Here is a 14405-nt window from a genome sequence, read left to right as displayed (position 1 = left end):
TTCACGACTGCGTCCCGTCGGTGAGGGCCCGCTGGACCGCGAGCGCCGTCGACCGGCCGATGCCGGGGACCCCGGAGATCTCCTCGACGGTGGCGCTGCGCAGGTTGGCCACCGACCCGAAGTGCGACACCAGCGCCGCCCGGCGGCTCTGCCCGAGACCGGGCACGCCGTCGAGTACCGACGCCGTCATCCGCTTGCTGCGTTTGCTTCGGTGGAACGTGATGGCGAACCGGTGTGCCTCATCGCGGACCCGCTGCAACAGGAACAGTGCCTCGCTGGTGCGTGGGAAGATCACCGGATCGTCGTCGTCGGGTGTCCACACCTCCTCCAGCCGCTTCGCCAGGCCGACGACGGCGACGTCGGTCACACCGAGATCGTCGAGCACCGCCGCGGCCGCGCGCACCTGGGGCCCGCCGCCGTCGACGACGAACAGGTTGGGCGGGTAGGCGAACCGGCGGGGCCGACCCGTCGCGGGATCGATCGAGGCCTCCGGCGCCATGTCGCCGCCGTCGCCCGAATCGGCCACGACGTCCGCACCGGCTTCCTCGCCCGTGGTGGTCACGGTGTCCGGCAGATGGTCGGTGCGGTGTCGCAGGAACCGGCGGCGGGTGACCTCGGCGATCGAGGCGACATCGTCGGAGCGGCCGTCGCCGGCGGCCTCCTTGATCGAGTAGTGCCGGTAGTCGGACTTGCGCGGCAGGCCGTCCTCGAACACCACCAGCGACGCCACCACATCGGTGCCCTGCACATGGGAGATGTCGATGCACTCGATACGCAGCGGCGCGATGTCGAGACCCAGGGTCTCCTGGATCTCGGTGAGCGCGGCCGAGCGTGTGGTGAGGTCGCCGGCGCGGCGCAGCTTGTGTCGGGTGAGCGCCTCCCCCGCGTTGCGTTCGACGGTCTCCATCAACGCCTTCTTGTCGCCTCGTTGGGGTACGCGGAGATCGACCGCGGCCCCGCGCAGATCGGAGAGCCACCGGGTGAACTCGTCGGCGTCGGGGGGCAGGACTGGCACCAGCACCTCACGCGGGACGGTGTCGTTCCGGTCCTCGCCGCCGGAGCCCTTCACCGTCGCGTTCTGGTCGATCTGCTCACCGTAGAACTGGGTGAGGAACTGTCCCACCTGCTCGCCGAGATCAGCATCGTCGGAGTCACTCTCGGCGCCGCCGGTCATGACGTCGGTCCGCTCGACGACCCATCCGCGTTCACCGCGCACGCGGCCGTCGCGCACGTGGAACATCTGCACCGACACCTCGAGCTGGTCGGCGACCATGGCGATGACGTCGGCGTCGGTGCCGTCGCCGAGTACCACCGCCTGCTTCTCGAGGGCCCGGCGCAGGGCACCGACGTCGTCGCGCAGCCGCGCCGCGCGTTCGAAGTCGAGATCTGCTGCCGCGGCGGCCATCTGGTTGTCGAGCTGACGGATCATCTTGTCGGTCTTGCCGGCGAGGAAGTCGCAGAAGTCGTCGACGATCTCGCGGTGTTCGGCGGCGCTGACCCTTCCGACGCAGGGCGCGGCGCACTTGTCGATGTATCCCAGCAGACACGGGCGGTCGATCTGCCTGTGACGCTTGAACACCCCGGCGGAACAGGTGCGGGCAGGGAAGACACGGGTCAGCAGATCGAGGGTTTCGCGGATGGCCCAGGCGTGGGCGTAGGGCCCGAAGTAACGGACCCCTTTGCGGCGCGGACCGCGGTAGACGAACAGCCGTGGGTATTCCTCGTTGAGGGTGACCGCCAGCATGGGGTAGGTCTTGTCGTCGCGGTAGCGGACGTTGAAGCGGGGATCGAACTCCTTGATCCAGTTGTATTCGAGCTGCAGTGCCTCGACCTCGGTACCGACCACGGTCCACTCGACCGACGCGGCGGTGGTCACCATCTGGCGGGTTCGCGGGTGCAGGCCCGACAGGTCGGCGAAGTACGACGTGAGGCGCGACCGGAGGCTCTTCGCCTTGCCGACGTAGATCACGCGGCCGTAGGTGTCCCGGAACTTGTAGACCCCCGGCGCCACCGGGATGCTCCCGGGTGCCGGGCGGTAGGTCGTCGGATCGGGCACGGGTCCCAGGTTAGTACGGCGCACCGACGACGGTCGGTCCGCGCTCGCCCCGCGAGGGGCCCGCCGCACGCGTGTCGCGGGGTTACCATCACCGGCACGCCAGGACCGACGACAGGTGAGGTGGGCCGATGGCTCCGTTCGTTCGCACATCCAGCACCCCCGCGAATCCGCGGCGGGTGGTGCCACGCCTCGTCGTGCTCGGTGCGGTGGCCGCTCTCGTGCTCGGCACCGCCGCGTGTTCGGAGGACTCCGGATCGGGATCGGACAGTGCGCCCGGCACGTGCGCGACCGTCCCCAACGGGACACCCGTGGCCGCCGCCGCGTCCGCGACGGGTGGGGCCTCGCCGAGCCGCGACATCGCCACCAACCCGGAGATCGCGACGGGATACCGCACCCAGATGACCCCGGTGCGGACGGGCACGTTCGCGGTCGCCACGGCCAACCCGCTGTCGACCGAGGCCGCGTGTGAGGTGGTCCGTGACGGCGGTTCGGCCGCCGATGCCCTCGTGGCGGCCCAGGCGGTCCTGGGTCTGGTCGAACCACAGGCGACCGGGATCGCCGGCGGCGCGTTCCTCATGTACTACGACGCCTCCACGAAGTCGGTGCAGGCCTATGACGGTCGCGAGACCGCGCCCGCGGCGGCCACCGGCGACTATCTGCGGTACATCAGCGCCTCCGACCGACGCACCCCCATCCCGTCTGCCCGGGCCAGCGGACGCTCGATCGGGACGCCCGGTGTGCTGCGGATGCTCGAGATGGCCCATGCCGATCACGGCGCGAAGAAGTGGCGTGACCTCTTCGGGTCCGCGATCACCTTGTCGGACAACGGGTTCGAGATCAGCCCGCGTATGGCGGCCGCGATCGCCGACAGCAGGTCGGACCTCACGGCCGATCCGGATGCCCGTGCCTATTTCCTCAACCCCGACGGCAGCGCCAAGACGGCAGGGACAAAGCTGACCAACCCGGCTTACGCGAAGACGCTGGGGGCGATCGCCACCGACGGTCCCGATGCGTTCTACACCGGTGCCATCGCACGCGACGTCGTAGACAAGATCGGATCGACGACCGACGGCATGACCCCCGGGCTCACCACCACCGCCGATCTCGCCGCGTACAAGGCCAAGAAGCGTGAGGCGCTCTGCACGCCGTACCGCGGTCGGGTGCTGTGCGGGATGCCGCCACCGTCGTCGGGCGGGATCACCGTGGCCTCGACCATGGGCATCCTGGCGAACTTCGATCTGGCCGCCCTCGGACCGCGCGCGGTGGACCGCGACGGCGGTGTACCGCAGGCCCAGGCGGTGCACCTGATCTCGGAGGCCGAGCGCCTCGCGTACGCCGATCGCGACAAGTACGTCGCCGACACCGATTTCGTCCCGCTGCCCGGGAACTCGCCGGCGGCGCTGACCGATCCGGCGTACCTCGCCAGGCGGGCCGCTCTCATCGACCCGAACAGGTCGATGGGTACGGCGCAGGCCGGGGACTTCGGGCCGGTCCCCGCGGGCGTGGTCCCCACCCCCGAACACGGAACCAGTCAGATCGTCGTGATCGACAAGAAGGGCGACGCGGCGTCGATGACCACCACCGTCGAGTCGGCCTTCGGCTCGTTCCATTTCGTCGACGGCTTCGTACTGAACAACCAGCTGACCGACTTCTCCGCGCAGCCGACCGACGACACCGGCGCCCCGGTCGCCAACCGGGTCGCGCCCGGCAAACGACCGCGCAGCTCGATGTCGCCGACGCTGGTGTTCGACGGCGCGGGCAACGGATCCCGCGGCGAACTGATGGCGGCACTGGGTTCGCCGGGAGGTTCGGTGATCATCCAGTTCGTCGTGAAGACACTGGTGTCGCTGCTCGACTGGGGTCTCGACCCGCAACAGGCGGTGTCCGGGGTCGACTTCGGTGCCGCGAACACGCCGGTGACGAATGTCGGCGGCGAACACCCCGCCATCGATGCGGCCGACGACGGCAACCGGGACCCGCTGGTCACCGAGCTACGCCGAAAGGGACATCAGGTCTCGGTCGCCGACCAGTCCTCCGGACTCGCCGCCGCGGTCCGCGACCGCACGGGGTGGATCGGTGGCGCCGACCCGCGGCGCGAGGGCGAGGTCATGGGCGACCCCCGCTGACCCCACCGGTTGCTGACTGTGTGGAAACCGCCATCGAGTGTGCTGACCACAGACGGTGCGGTCACCACGAAACGACGCACACTCGGCGGCGGGCTTCCGCAGGCGGCTTTTCTCGACGACGGACAAGCCGCTCACGGTGCGGAAGCACAACAGACTCAGCCACCAGAAGCTGAAGGCGTTTCGGCAGATCAGGTGCGGTAGCGGTCGTGGAGCTCGCGGAAGGTGTCCATCGCCTCGACGGCGCGGATGCCGTCGTTCGCCTGGATCGCCATGACCGGGACGTGTTCGAACGCCGGGAGCTCGAGGCGCGCCCAATGGCCTTTGTCGGGATACCAGATCCCCTCGACGTCGGGCCACTCGAACAGCCTCTCGCCGAGGATGTTCCGGACCTCGACGCCGGCGGCGCCGACCCGCAACCGGGGCCGTGCGAGGGTCATGATGGCGCCGCCTAGCACGACGCCGATCATCGCGATCCCGACCTGGTCGGTGACGCGGAAGCGGACCCCGGTGTCGGACACCCGCAGCAGGATGCCGACCACGACGTGGGCGATCACGAACAGCGACGCCACGAGGGTGGCCCACCGCGGGGTTCGCTTGGCGCGGTACGTCAGATCCCACTCGACGGTTCCGGTGGCCGGGACGGAACGCGTCACCGGGCGTCGAGGCGCGAGAGTTCGCGCAGGGTAATCGCCGAGGCGAGCGCCGCGGTCGCCGCCTGGGCGCCCTTGTCCTCCCCCGACTCGGGTAGACCGGCCCGCGCCAGGGCCTGCTCCTCGGTGAGGACTGTCAGCACGCCGTTGCCGACCGGTGTGCTCTCGTCGAGCGACACTCTCGTCAGCCCGGCGGTGACGGCATCGCAGACGTACTCGAAGTGTGGTGTCTCGCCACGGATCACGACACCGAGCGCGACGACGGCGTCGTGGGTGCGAGCCAACGCCTGCACCACCACGGGTAGCTCGATGGCCCCCGCGACGCGCACGACGGTGGGTTCGTCGATGTCGGCGTCGGCGGCCACCCGAAGTGCTCCGTCGAGCAGCGCCGTGCAGATCTGCTCGTGCCATTGCGAGGCGGCGATCGCCAGGGTCAGTCCCGTGGCCGCGCCGAGCTCGACGACCGGTTCACCGGCGCCGCTCATGCGCCGGCTCCGCCGCCGACGCCGGTGTGGTCGTCGAGGCCGATCAGGTCGTGGCCCATACGATCCCGCTTGGTCCGCAGGTAGCGCAGGTTCTCGGGGTTGGGCCGCACGGGCATCGGAACACGATCGGTGATGTGCAGGCCGTAGCCGTCGAGCCCGACCCGCTTGGCGGGGTTGTTGGTCAGCAACCGCATCGACGTGACCCCGAGATCGGTGAGGATCTGCGCGCCCAGACCGTAGTCGCGGGCGTCGGCGGGCAAGCCGAGTTCGAGGTTGGCGTCGACGGTGTCGGCGCCGCTGTCCTGCAGTTGATAGGCCTGCAGCTTGTGGAGCAGTCCGATCCCCCGCCCCTCGTGTCCGCGCATGTAGAGCACGATGCCGCGGCCCTCGGCGGCCACCATCTCCATGGCCGCGTCGAGCTGGGGTCCGCAGTCGCACCGCAGCGATCCGAACACGTCGCCGGTGAGGCATTCCGAGTGCACACGCACCAGGACGTCCTCGCCGGCACCGTCGGGACCGGGGATGTCACCGAGGACCAGGGCGACGTGCTCGACCTCGTCGTAGATGCTGGTGTACCCGACGGCACGAAATGTCCCGTGGTCGGTGGGGATGCGGGCGTCGGCGACGCGCACCACATGCTTCTCGTGCCGTCGACGCCACGAGATCATGTCGGCGATGGAGATCAGCGCGAGGCCGTGTTCGTCGGCGAACGTGCGCAGTTCGTCGGTCTGGGCCATGTGGCCCTCGTCCTTCTGGCTCACGATCTCGCAGATGACGCCGGCCGGGGTGAGTCCGGCCATGCGGGCGAGGTCGACCGCGGCCTCGGTGTGGCCGGGGCGACGCAGCACGCCGCCCTCCTTGGCGCGCAGCGGAACGACGTGTCCGGGTCGGGTGAAGTCGCCCGCGGTGCTCTCCGGGCGCGCCAGCAGACGCATGGTCGCCGCGCGGTCCGACGCGCTGATACCGGTGCCGATGCCCTCGCGTGCGTCGACGGTGACGGTGTAGGCCGTCCCGTGCTTGTCCTGGTTCATCGTGTACATCGGTGGCAGTCCGAGGCGGTCGCAGTCGGCGCCGTCGAGCGGGACACACAGGTAGCCCGAGGTGTAGCGCACCATGAACGCGACGAGTTCCGGCGTCGCCTTCTCGGCGGCGAAGATGAGGTCGCCCTCGTTCTCGCGGTCCTCGTCGTCGACGACGACTACGGCCTTGCCCGCGGCGATGTCGGCGATCGCACGCTCGACGGTGTCGAAGCGATTCGTGCGGACGGGATCGAGCTGTGTCATGACGAGACCTCGTTGTTCTCCGGGTGACTGTTCTCCGGGTGGCGGGCGCCGGGCACGGATGGGATCGCCAGGCGCTCCACGTATTTGGCGATGACGTCGACCTCGAGGTTGACCGTGGCGCCCACGTCGAGGGCGCCGAGGGTGGTGACGTCGAGGGTCGTGGGGATCAGGGAGATCTCGAACCAAGGGTCGGCGGCGTCGGCGGAGGAGATCGACGACACCGTCAGGGAGACACCGTCGACGGTGATCGAACCCTTCTCGACGATGTACCGCGACACCGACGTGTCGATGGCGATACGGATGACGGTCCAGTGCTCGGACGGCGAGATCGACGAGACGGTCCCGGTGCCGTCGACGTGGCCCTGGACGATGTGTCCGCCGAACCGACCCCCGGCGGCCATGGCGCGCTCGAGGTTGACCGGGGCGCCTGCGCCGAGGGACGCCAGCGAGGAGCGGTTCAGCGTCTCGGCCATGACGTCGACGGTGAACTCGCCCGCGTCGGGGGCGCCGACCACGGTCAGGCACACACCGTTGACGCAGATGGAGTCCCCGGGTCCGGCGTCGCTGGTCACGAGCGGACCACGGACGGTGAAACGTGCAGCGTCGGCGAGGTCATCACGTGACACAACCGTGCCGCGCTCCTCGACTATTCCGGTGAACACGTGCGCTCCTCTTCGGTCGATCGACCCAGGGCGGCACGACCGCGGTCGACGACGACCGCGGAGGTTCTCTCTCATCCGGACTGTGACCGTCGGCTCCGGGTTCACACCGGAATCTGCTGACCCCGCCCGCACCGATGGGATCGGGGCGAACGGGCGCTCGCGGGCTCGACGATCGCTCGTCATCACCGCCGGTGGGGAATTGCACCCCGCCCTGAGAACTCTGTTTTCGACGCTAGCACAGCGCGGGGGTGCCGATGTGTCCGCGATGGGCGAAAAGCGCCGGTCAGACGGTTGGCGCCAAGGTGATCAGAAGGTCGTCGCCCAGGATCTCCACCGATTCGCGGGTGAATCGGTGGGCCTGGCCGAGGGTGGCGACCGAGGTGTCGAGCACGGCGGCCGCACCGGCGCCGAGGACGGTGGGTGCGAGGTAGGCCTGCACGCGGTCGACGAGTCCGGCGGCGAGGAACGCGCCGATCACGGTGGGGCCTCCCTCCACCAGCACCGACAGGGCGTCCCCGGCCGCGGTGACCGCCTCGGCGGGGTCGTGGGAGGCGACGTGCAGTGTCGTCGCCTCGGGGCCGAGGACGCGGGCCCCGTCCCGGATGGGCCGGTGGCCCATGACGATTCGCGTCGGTTGGTGCGCGCGCAGCGATCCGTCGTCGTGGCGGGCGGTGAGTGCGGGGTCGTCGGCGGCGACCGTCCCGGAGCCGACCACGATCGCGTCGAGCCGGGCACGGTCGCGGTGTACGCGTTCGCGGGCGACGGGTCCGGTGATCCACCGGCTCGTCCCGTCGGGTGCGGCGATGCGGCCGTCGAGGGTCGCCGCGAACTTCGCGGTGACCAGTGGACGGCCGGTGCGTAGTCGGAACAGCCACGCGCGCAACGGATCGGCTGCGACCTCGTCGGCGAGGACGCCGCCGATCACCTCCACCCCGGCTGCGCGCAGGGTCGCCGCTCCCCCGGCGGCGACCGGGTTGGGGTCGGCAACGGCGTACACCACCCGCGTGATCCCGGCGGCGATCAGGGCCGCCGTGCACGGACCGGTGCGACCGGTGTGGTCACACGGCTCGAGCGTCACGACCGCGGTGGCACCACGGGCACGGTCGCCTGCGTCGGCGAGCGCGACCACCTCGGCGTGCGGTCCGCCCACCGGCGCCGTGTGCCCGACACCCACCACCACCCCCGCGGCGTCGACGACGACCGCACCCACCGGGGGGTTCGGGGTGCTGGCCCCCCGTGCGGCCTGCGACGCCTCGATCGCCGCGCGCATCGCCGCCTCGTGGCCGACGGTCGGTGAGGTCATCGACGTGGGTCAGCCGCGGGCCGCGAGGGCCGCGGCGCGCAGCTTCTCCACGGCGACGGCGGGGTCGTCGGCGCCGTAGACCGCCGAGCCGGCCACGAAACAGTCGACCCCGGCCTCGGCGGCCTCGGTGATGGTGTCGGCGTTGATGCCGCCGTCGATCTCGACCAGCAATCGCAGGTCACCCGAGTCGATCCTCGTCCGGATGGTGCGCACCTTGTCGAGGACCTCGGGCATGAAGGACTGCCCGCCGAAGCCCGGTTCGACACTCATCACCAGCAACGTGTCGAACTCGCGCAGGATCTCCAGGTAGGGCTCGAGATCGGTGCCCGGCTTGATGCTCAGCCCGGCGAGCGCGCCCGCGGCGCGGATGTCCCTGGCCACCGACACCGGGTCGTCGGTCGCCTCGGCGTGGAAGGTGACGTTGCGGGCGCCGGCCTCGGCGTACGGCGGGGCCCATCGTTTCGGGTCCTCGATCATGAGGTGGCAGTCGAGGGGGATGTCGGTCGCCTTCAGCAGGCTCTCGACGATGGGCAGACCGAGGGTGAGGTTGGGCACGAAATGAGCGTCCATCACGTCGACGTGCAGCCAGTCGCTGCCGCGGACGGCGTCGGCCTCGGCGGCGAGATTGGCGAAGTCGGCGGACAGGATCGACGGGGCGATCATGGGCTGATCGGGGCGCTGCGGGGACGACATGGTCTGCAGAGTCTATGCACGCCTCGCGGTGGGTCAGGGACGGGTGAGAGCCGCCAGGAACATCGCGTCGGTGCCCTGGCGGTGCGGCCACAGCTGGACGTGGGGACCGTCGCCCACATCGTCCACGGGCACGAGCGGGCGGGCGTCGAGCACCCGCGCGCCGGTGTCGGCGACCACCGCGTCGACCACGCCCACGGTTTCCGCCGGGTGCGGCGAGCAGGTCGAATAGAGGACGACACCACCGGGCCGCACCAGATCCAGTGCCGCGGTGAGCAACTGACGCTGCAGGGCCACCAGCTCGGGTACGTCCGCCGGCTGTCGACGCCACCGTGCCTCAGGGCGACGACGCAGCGAACCGAGACCGGTGCACGGCGCGTCGACCAACACGCGGTCGTAGCCCGGTGTGAGTCCGCTGCTGCGCCCGTCGGCGACGTGGACGGTGACGGGGAGACCGTCGACCGACTGCCGCACGAGCGTCGCGCGGTGGTCGGAGGGTTCCACGGCGTCGAGCGTGGCGCCGTCGATGTCGGCGACGGCGCCGATGAGTGCGGCCTTGCCGCCCGGGCCCGCGCACAGGTCGAGCCAGCGTCCGGTGTCGGGACCGTCGACCTCGGCGACGGTGAGCGCGCGGGCCACCAGCTGGCTGCCCTCGTCCTGTACGCCGGCGAGGTGTTCACGGACCGCGTCGAGCGCACCGGGGTCACCACCGGGGAGGTACACGCAGTACGGCGAGAACGCCCCGATGTCGCCGCCGGTCGCCGAGGCCAGCTCTTCGGCGGTGATCAGTCCCGGTCGCGCCACGAGGTGGACCAGTGGTCGTTCGTCGTCGGCAGCCAGTGCCGCCTGCAGCTCCCCCGCCCGAACCGGGGTGTCGGGACCGCTCAGCGCCTCGGCGAACACCTCGGCGATCCACCGCGGATGGGCGTATCGGAACGCGAGGTGTCCGACGAGGTCGTCGGCCATCGTCGGGGCCAGCTCGTCGGTCCAGAGATCCTCGTCGCGCTGGGAGATCTTGCGCAGCACCGCGTTGCAGAAACCGGCCGGACCCTGGCCGGCCTCGGACCGGATCAGGTCGACCGACGTCGACACCGCGGCGTGGGCGCCGATGCGGGTGCGCAGCAGCTGATAGGCACCCAGTCTCAGGACGTCGAGGACGGTGCCGTCGATGTCGGCGACGGGCCGACCGGCGGCCGCGGCGATGATCTCGTCGAGCATGCCTGCGCTTCGACACGTTCCGTAGGCGAGTTCGGTGGCCAACGCGGCGTCGCGCCCGGTGATCTTCCGTTCGCGCAGCAGCGCGGGCAACACGAGGTTGGCGTAGGAGTCGCGCTCACGCACCGCACGCAGCACATCGCGGGCGACGGCGCGGACCGGGTCGACGGCCTTGTCGCGGATGTGGGCGGGCCGGGTCATGCGAGGACCATCCCGTCGGTGAGGTGGGCACCACGTGCCCAGTCGGCGGCGGGCATCGGCTTCTTCCCCGGGGGTTGCACGGTGCCGAGTCGGACCGGCGTGGTGCCGGTGCCGACGAAGACGGCTTTCTTGGTGACGCGTAGTTGACCGGCCGGGATCGGTGCGCCCTCGAACAGGTCGGGGTCGGCGACGGTCACCGGGCCGGTCTTGAGGCGGACACCGTCGAGCTCGGTCCACGCGCCGGGAGCGGGCGTCGCTGCCCTGATGTGGCGATCGACGATGTGCGCCGGCCGATCCCAGCGGACCCGGGTGTCGGCGACCTCGATCTTGGGCGCCAGGCTCACACCGTCGGCGGGCTGGGGCACCGCGACCAGCTCACCGGTCTCGATGCCGTCGAGGGTGGAGGTCAGCAGTTGGGCGCCGCCGTCGGCCAGTCGGGTCAGCAGGTCGCCGCTGGTGTCGGTGGGGCGGATCGTCTCGGTCATGGTCCCGAAGACGGGGCCGGTGTCGAGTCCGGCCTCGATGCGGAACGTGCTGGCACCGGTCATCACGTCACCGGCGGCGATGGCCGCCTGCACCGGTGCGGCACCCCGCCAGGCCGGGAGCAGCGAGAAGTGCAGGTTGATCCAGCCGTGGGTCGGCAGGTCGAGCAGGTCGGGTGGGACGAGCGCGCCGTAGGCGACGACCGCACAGCAGTCCGGCGCCCACCGTCGCAGGACCTCTTGTGCATCGTCGTCCCGCAGTCGTCGGGGGGTGGCCGCCTCGACACCCGCGGCGTCGGCGAGCTGCGCGACCGGCGAGCGGGTGACCGTGCGACCGCGTCCGGCGACCGCGTCAGGCCGGGTCAGGACCCCGACGACCTCGTGGTCCGGGGAATCGAGGAGCCGTCGCAGCGACGGCACGGCCGGCTCGGGCGTTCCCGCGAAGACGACCCTCACAGGGCGGCGTCGGAGGTCGCGCCGGAGGCGTCGGCGGTGTCGTCCTGGACCCACGTGGTGGGGTACGAGCCCGGATCATCGGTCGACGTGCGTCCCTCGGTGAACCAGGCGCTCGCGCGCACCACCCGCATCGCGGCCTTGCGCACGTCCGGGGTGAGTCGCTGCAGGAACAGCACCCCGTCGAGGTGGTCGGTCTCGTGTTGGACGCAGCGAGCCATGATGTCGTCGACCTCCAGGCTCACCGGGTCGCCGTTGCGGTCGACGCCGCTCACGCTGACCTGTGCCGCGCGGGTGGTGTCGGCCTGCACGCCGGGGATCGACAGGCAGCCCTCGGGTCCGGTCTGGGTCTCGGTGCCGACAGCCGTCCACACCGGGTTGACGATGTGCCCGCGCTGCCCGCCGCAGTCGTAGGTGAAGACGCGCGCACCGACGCCGATCTGCGGTGCGGCGAGTCCGGCGCCGTGGTGGCGGTCCATCGTCTCGAGCATGTCGTCGACGAGGCGGTGCAGTTCGGGACCGAAATCGGTGACCTCGGCGGCGCGGGTACGTAGTACGGGATCACCGAACAACCGGATGTCCGCCACCGCCACGCCGTCCTCCTTCTCGCCTCGCCGATCGCACCCGAATCGGGTCGGGCGATCGGCTGCATGTCCAGGGGACGAGTCTAGGTCGCTCCCGGCACGCCGGGTCGGGCAGGCCGGTCGGGGTCAGCCGACGGTCGGGGGATCGACCTGGACACGCAGCACCCCGGTCTCATGCGTCGACGTGCGATGGACCTGCGCGAGCCGGATCGCCTCGACGAGGTCGCGGCCCGCCGCACGCGGTACGCGCAGCAGCACCCGTTCGATGCGTTCGGCCGCCGGATCGACCGAGCCGGGCCGGTCGGCTCCGGCAGGCGGACGGGCATCACCGGGGAGATCGACCGGTCCCAGGACCTCGGCGGCGTCGGGGAGGGCGACCGCGCGTACGAAGTCGCCGACGGTGGACGCCGACCCGTCCACCGACACCATCGTGACCGCGGGTGGCAGCCGGAGTTCGGCTCGTTGACGGACCTCTTCGGCGGCGAACCCGACCGGATCCCAGCGGATCGCGGCCTGCGCCACCGACAGGCCCGCGTCGGCCACGACGACCGCCGAACCGGTGCGTGCCACGAGCGTGAGGACCGCGAGCCAGCGGCGCAGGGTCTGTTCACCGGCGCGGAGGTCGGCGCGGTCGAGTTGGGCCCAGGTGTCGAGCAGGATGGCCGCGCCGTAGCCGCCGAGGACCACCGGTTCGGCCCCCGGGGTGGCCACGACGACGCGGGCACCGGTCTCGACGGTGTCGACGACGGTCGATCCGCCCGAGGTCACCACCGGGACACCGGGGAACGCCTTGCCGAGTTCCTCCGCGGTGCGTCGGGCCCCGGCGGTCAGCGCCCGCAGATGCGTGTCGCCGCATTCGGCGCAGCGGAACGACGTCTCCCCACGACCGCACCACCGACAGGTGATGGCGACCGGTGCTCCATCGCGGGGCGAGGTCGGGCCGTCGGCGAACATGGGACCACGACACCGTCTGCACCGGACGCGGGTGCGACAGCGTTCGCAGGCCAGCGACGGGTGGTATCCGCGCCGCGGGACGCTGATGAGCACCCCGGTGTCGTCGGCGAGCGCCCGGCGGGCTGCGTCGAATCCGATCGCGGGGATGCGGGCGACGCGCGCCATCGGGTCACGGGCGATCTGTCGGTCGTCGTCGCTGATGGCCGCGATCCTCGGCGCGCGGTCGCGGACGGTGGCCCGGTCGGCGACGAGGTCGTGCATCCACCCCGACTCGACGAGGATCTGGGTCTCGGCTGTGCGCGATGTCCCCCCGATGACCAGTGCGCACCCGGTCTCGACGGTGCGCAGCACCGCGACCTCGCGGGGGTGGGGGTACGGCGCCCGTGGTTCGGTGAGGCTGTCGTCCCCGTCGTCGAACACCACGATGAGCCCGAGGCGGTGCACCGGGGCGAACCCCGCGCTCCTCGTGCCGACGACGACATCGGCCGTACCCCGCAGCACCCGCAGCCATCTCCGATAGCGGGTCGAGGGACCGAGACCGGCCGACAGGGCGACCACCCGGTCTCCGAGCACGGCACGACACGCGGTCTCGACGCGGTCGAGGTCGCGTTGATCGGGGACGACCACGATGACCCCGTGCCCGCCGCGCACGGCGTGCGTGGCCAGGTCGGCGATCCGGGCCGCCCAGTCCTCCCCCGGCAACGCCTGCCAGGCCGCGCGCCCGGGACCACCGGCCGCGACGACCTCGGCGAACGCCTCGGCGCCGCGATAACCCGACCACCCTGCGGGGTCGGGTGGCCCGGGTGCGGGGAGTTCGGTCGCGGCGGGTTCGGCGAGCAGGGTGGGGGCCTGCTCGGTGCGACCGTGTCGCGGCGGGATCGCCAGACGCACCACATCGGTGGTGGTGCCCGCGTACCGCGCGGCGACGGCGCGACAGAGCGTGAGGAGCTCAGGGGTCAACACCGGCTCGTCGGAGACGACCCGTTCCAGCCATCCCAGACGGCCCGGATGCTCGCTGGCCTCGAGTCGCTCGAGGACGTACCCGTCGACGAGTCGGCCGGAGAACCGCACACGCACACGGGTGCCGGGACGCGCGGCGGCGTCCTGCTCGGCGTCGACCTGATAGTCGAACGGCCGATCCAGATGGGCCAGCCCCAGAAGTGGCAACACCGACGCCACCGGTCGATGAGGCGCAGGCGTGCGGGGGGCAGCGCGTGGGCTCATCGCCGGGGTGGCGTCGGTGTCGTGGTCGCGGTCGTCA

12 protein-coding genes and 1 riboswitch are annotated in these 14405 nt (G+C 71.3%); of the genes, 1 reads left to right on the top strand and 11 read right to left on the bottom strand.

From position 1 onward, the window contains the following. Nucleotide 1: 1 nt before the first annotated feature. Nucleotides 2-2056, bottom strand: a complete 2055-nt coding sequence (uvrC, locus tag ACLBW1_RS18860; protein ID WP_447813324.1) for an excinuclease ABC subunit UvrC — start codon at nucleotides 2054-2056, stop codon at nucleotides 2-4. A gap of 128 nt (nucleotides 2057-2184) precedes the next feature. Between uvrC and ACLBW1_RS18855 the strand changes: the two genes are divergently transcribed. Further along, nucleotides 2185-4182: a gamma-glutamyltransferase family protein gene (locus ACLBW1_RS18855; RefSeq protein ID WP_447813323.1), complete on the top strand. Its 1998-nt coding sequence runs from the start codon at nucleotides 2185-2187 to the stop codon at nucleotides 4180-4182. 188 nt (nucleotides 4183-4370) lie between these two features. Here ACLBW1_RS18855 and ACLBW1_RS18850 read toward each other — a convergent pair whose 3' ends face one another. The 10 genes from ACLBW1_RS18850 to ACLBW1_RS18805 form a co-directional block, all read right to left on the bottom strand. Further along, a complete protein-coding gene (locus ACLBW1_RS18850) occupies nucleotides 4371-4835 on the bottom strand; it encodes a PH domain-containing protein (RefSeq protein WP_447813322.1) in 465 nt (154 codons plus the stop codon). Continuing rightward, nucleotides 4832-5317 (bottom strand): 6,7-dimethyl-8-ribityllumazine synthase, encoded by a 486-nt coding sequence (gene ribH / locus ACLBW1_RS18845; RefSeq protein WP_447813321.1) that lies wholly within the window; start codon nucleotides 5315-5317, stop codon nucleotides 4832-4834. The genes ACLBW1_RS18850 and ribH overlap by 4 nt, the downstream gene beginning before the upstream one ends. Beyond that, nucleotides 5314-6600, bottom strand: coding sequence for a bifunctional 3,4-dihydroxy-2-butanone-4-phosphate synthase/GTP cyclohydrolase II (locus ACLBW1_RS18840; RefSeq protein WP_447813320.1), 1287 nt, complete (start codon nucleotides 6598-6600; stop codon nucleotides 5314-5316). Before ACLBW1_RS18840 ends, ribH begins: the two co-directional genes overlap by 4 nt. Then, nucleotides 6597-7262, bottom strand: coding sequence for a riboflavin synthase (locus ACLBW1_RS18835; RefSeq protein ID WP_447813319.1), 666 nt, complete (start codon nucleotides 7260-7262; stop codon nucleotides 6597-6599). The genes ACLBW1_RS18840 and ACLBW1_RS18835 overlap by 4 nt, the downstream gene beginning before the upstream one ends. 59 nt (nucleotides 7263-7321) lie before the next feature. Continuing rightward, nucleotides 7322-7485: riboswitch (FMN riboswitch) on the bottom strand. A gap of 60 nt (nucleotides 7486-7545) precedes the next feature. After that, nucleotides 7546-8565 carry a bifunctional diaminohydroxyphosphoribosylaminopyrimidine deaminase/5-amino-6-(5-phosphoribosylamino)uracil reductase RibD gene (ribD, locus tag ACLBW1_RS18830; RefSeq protein ID WP_447813318.1) on the bottom strand — a complete coding sequence of 340 codons (1020 nt, stop codon included), beginning with the start codon at nucleotides 8563-8565 and terminating at the stop codon, nucleotides 7546-7548. A 9-nt stretch (nucleotides 8566-8574) separates the two neighbouring features. Next, nucleotides 8575-9258 (bottom strand): ribulose-phosphate 3-epimerase, encoded by a 684-nt coding sequence (gene rpe / locus ACLBW1_RS18825; RefSeq protein WP_447813317.1) that lies wholly within the window; start codon nucleotides 9256-9258, stop codon nucleotides 8575-8577. Nucleotides 9259-9291: 33 nt separating this feature from the next. After that, a complete protein-coding gene (locus ACLBW1_RS18820; RefSeq protein WP_447813316.1) occupies nucleotides 9292-10671 on the bottom strand; it encodes an RsmB/NOP family class I SAM-dependent RNA methyltransferase in 1380 nt (459 codons plus the stop codon). Next, nucleotides 10668-11609 carry a methionyl-tRNA formyltransferase gene (gene fmt / locus ACLBW1_RS18815; RefSeq protein ID WP_447813315.1) on the bottom strand — a complete coding sequence of 314 codons (942 nt, stop codon included), beginning with the start codon at nucleotides 11607-11609 and terminating at the stop codon, nucleotides 10668-10670. The genes ACLBW1_RS18820 and fmt overlap by 4 nt, the downstream gene beginning before the upstream one ends. Next, complete coding sequence (gene def, locus ACLBW1_RS18810) at nucleotides 11606-12199, bottom strand: peptide deformylase (RefSeq protein WP_447813314.1); 594 nt, start codon at nucleotides 12197-12199, stop codon at nucleotides 11606-11608. Before def ends, fmt begins: the two co-directional genes overlap by 4 nt. Nucleotides 12200-12316: 117 nt before the next feature. Beyond that, on the bottom strand, nucleotides 12317-14368 hold the full coding sequence (locus ACLBW1_RS18805; RefSeq protein WP_447813312.1) for a primosomal protein N': 2052 nt from the start codon (nucleotides 14366-14368) through the stop codon (nucleotides 12317-12319). Nucleotides 14369-14405 lie beyond the last annotated feature (37 nt).

The organism is Williamsia sp. M5A3_1d, assembly GCF_053345315.1.
The sequence above is the reverse complement of the archived record's forward strand: the minus strand, read 5'-3'. Positions and strand labels throughout refer to the sequence as shown.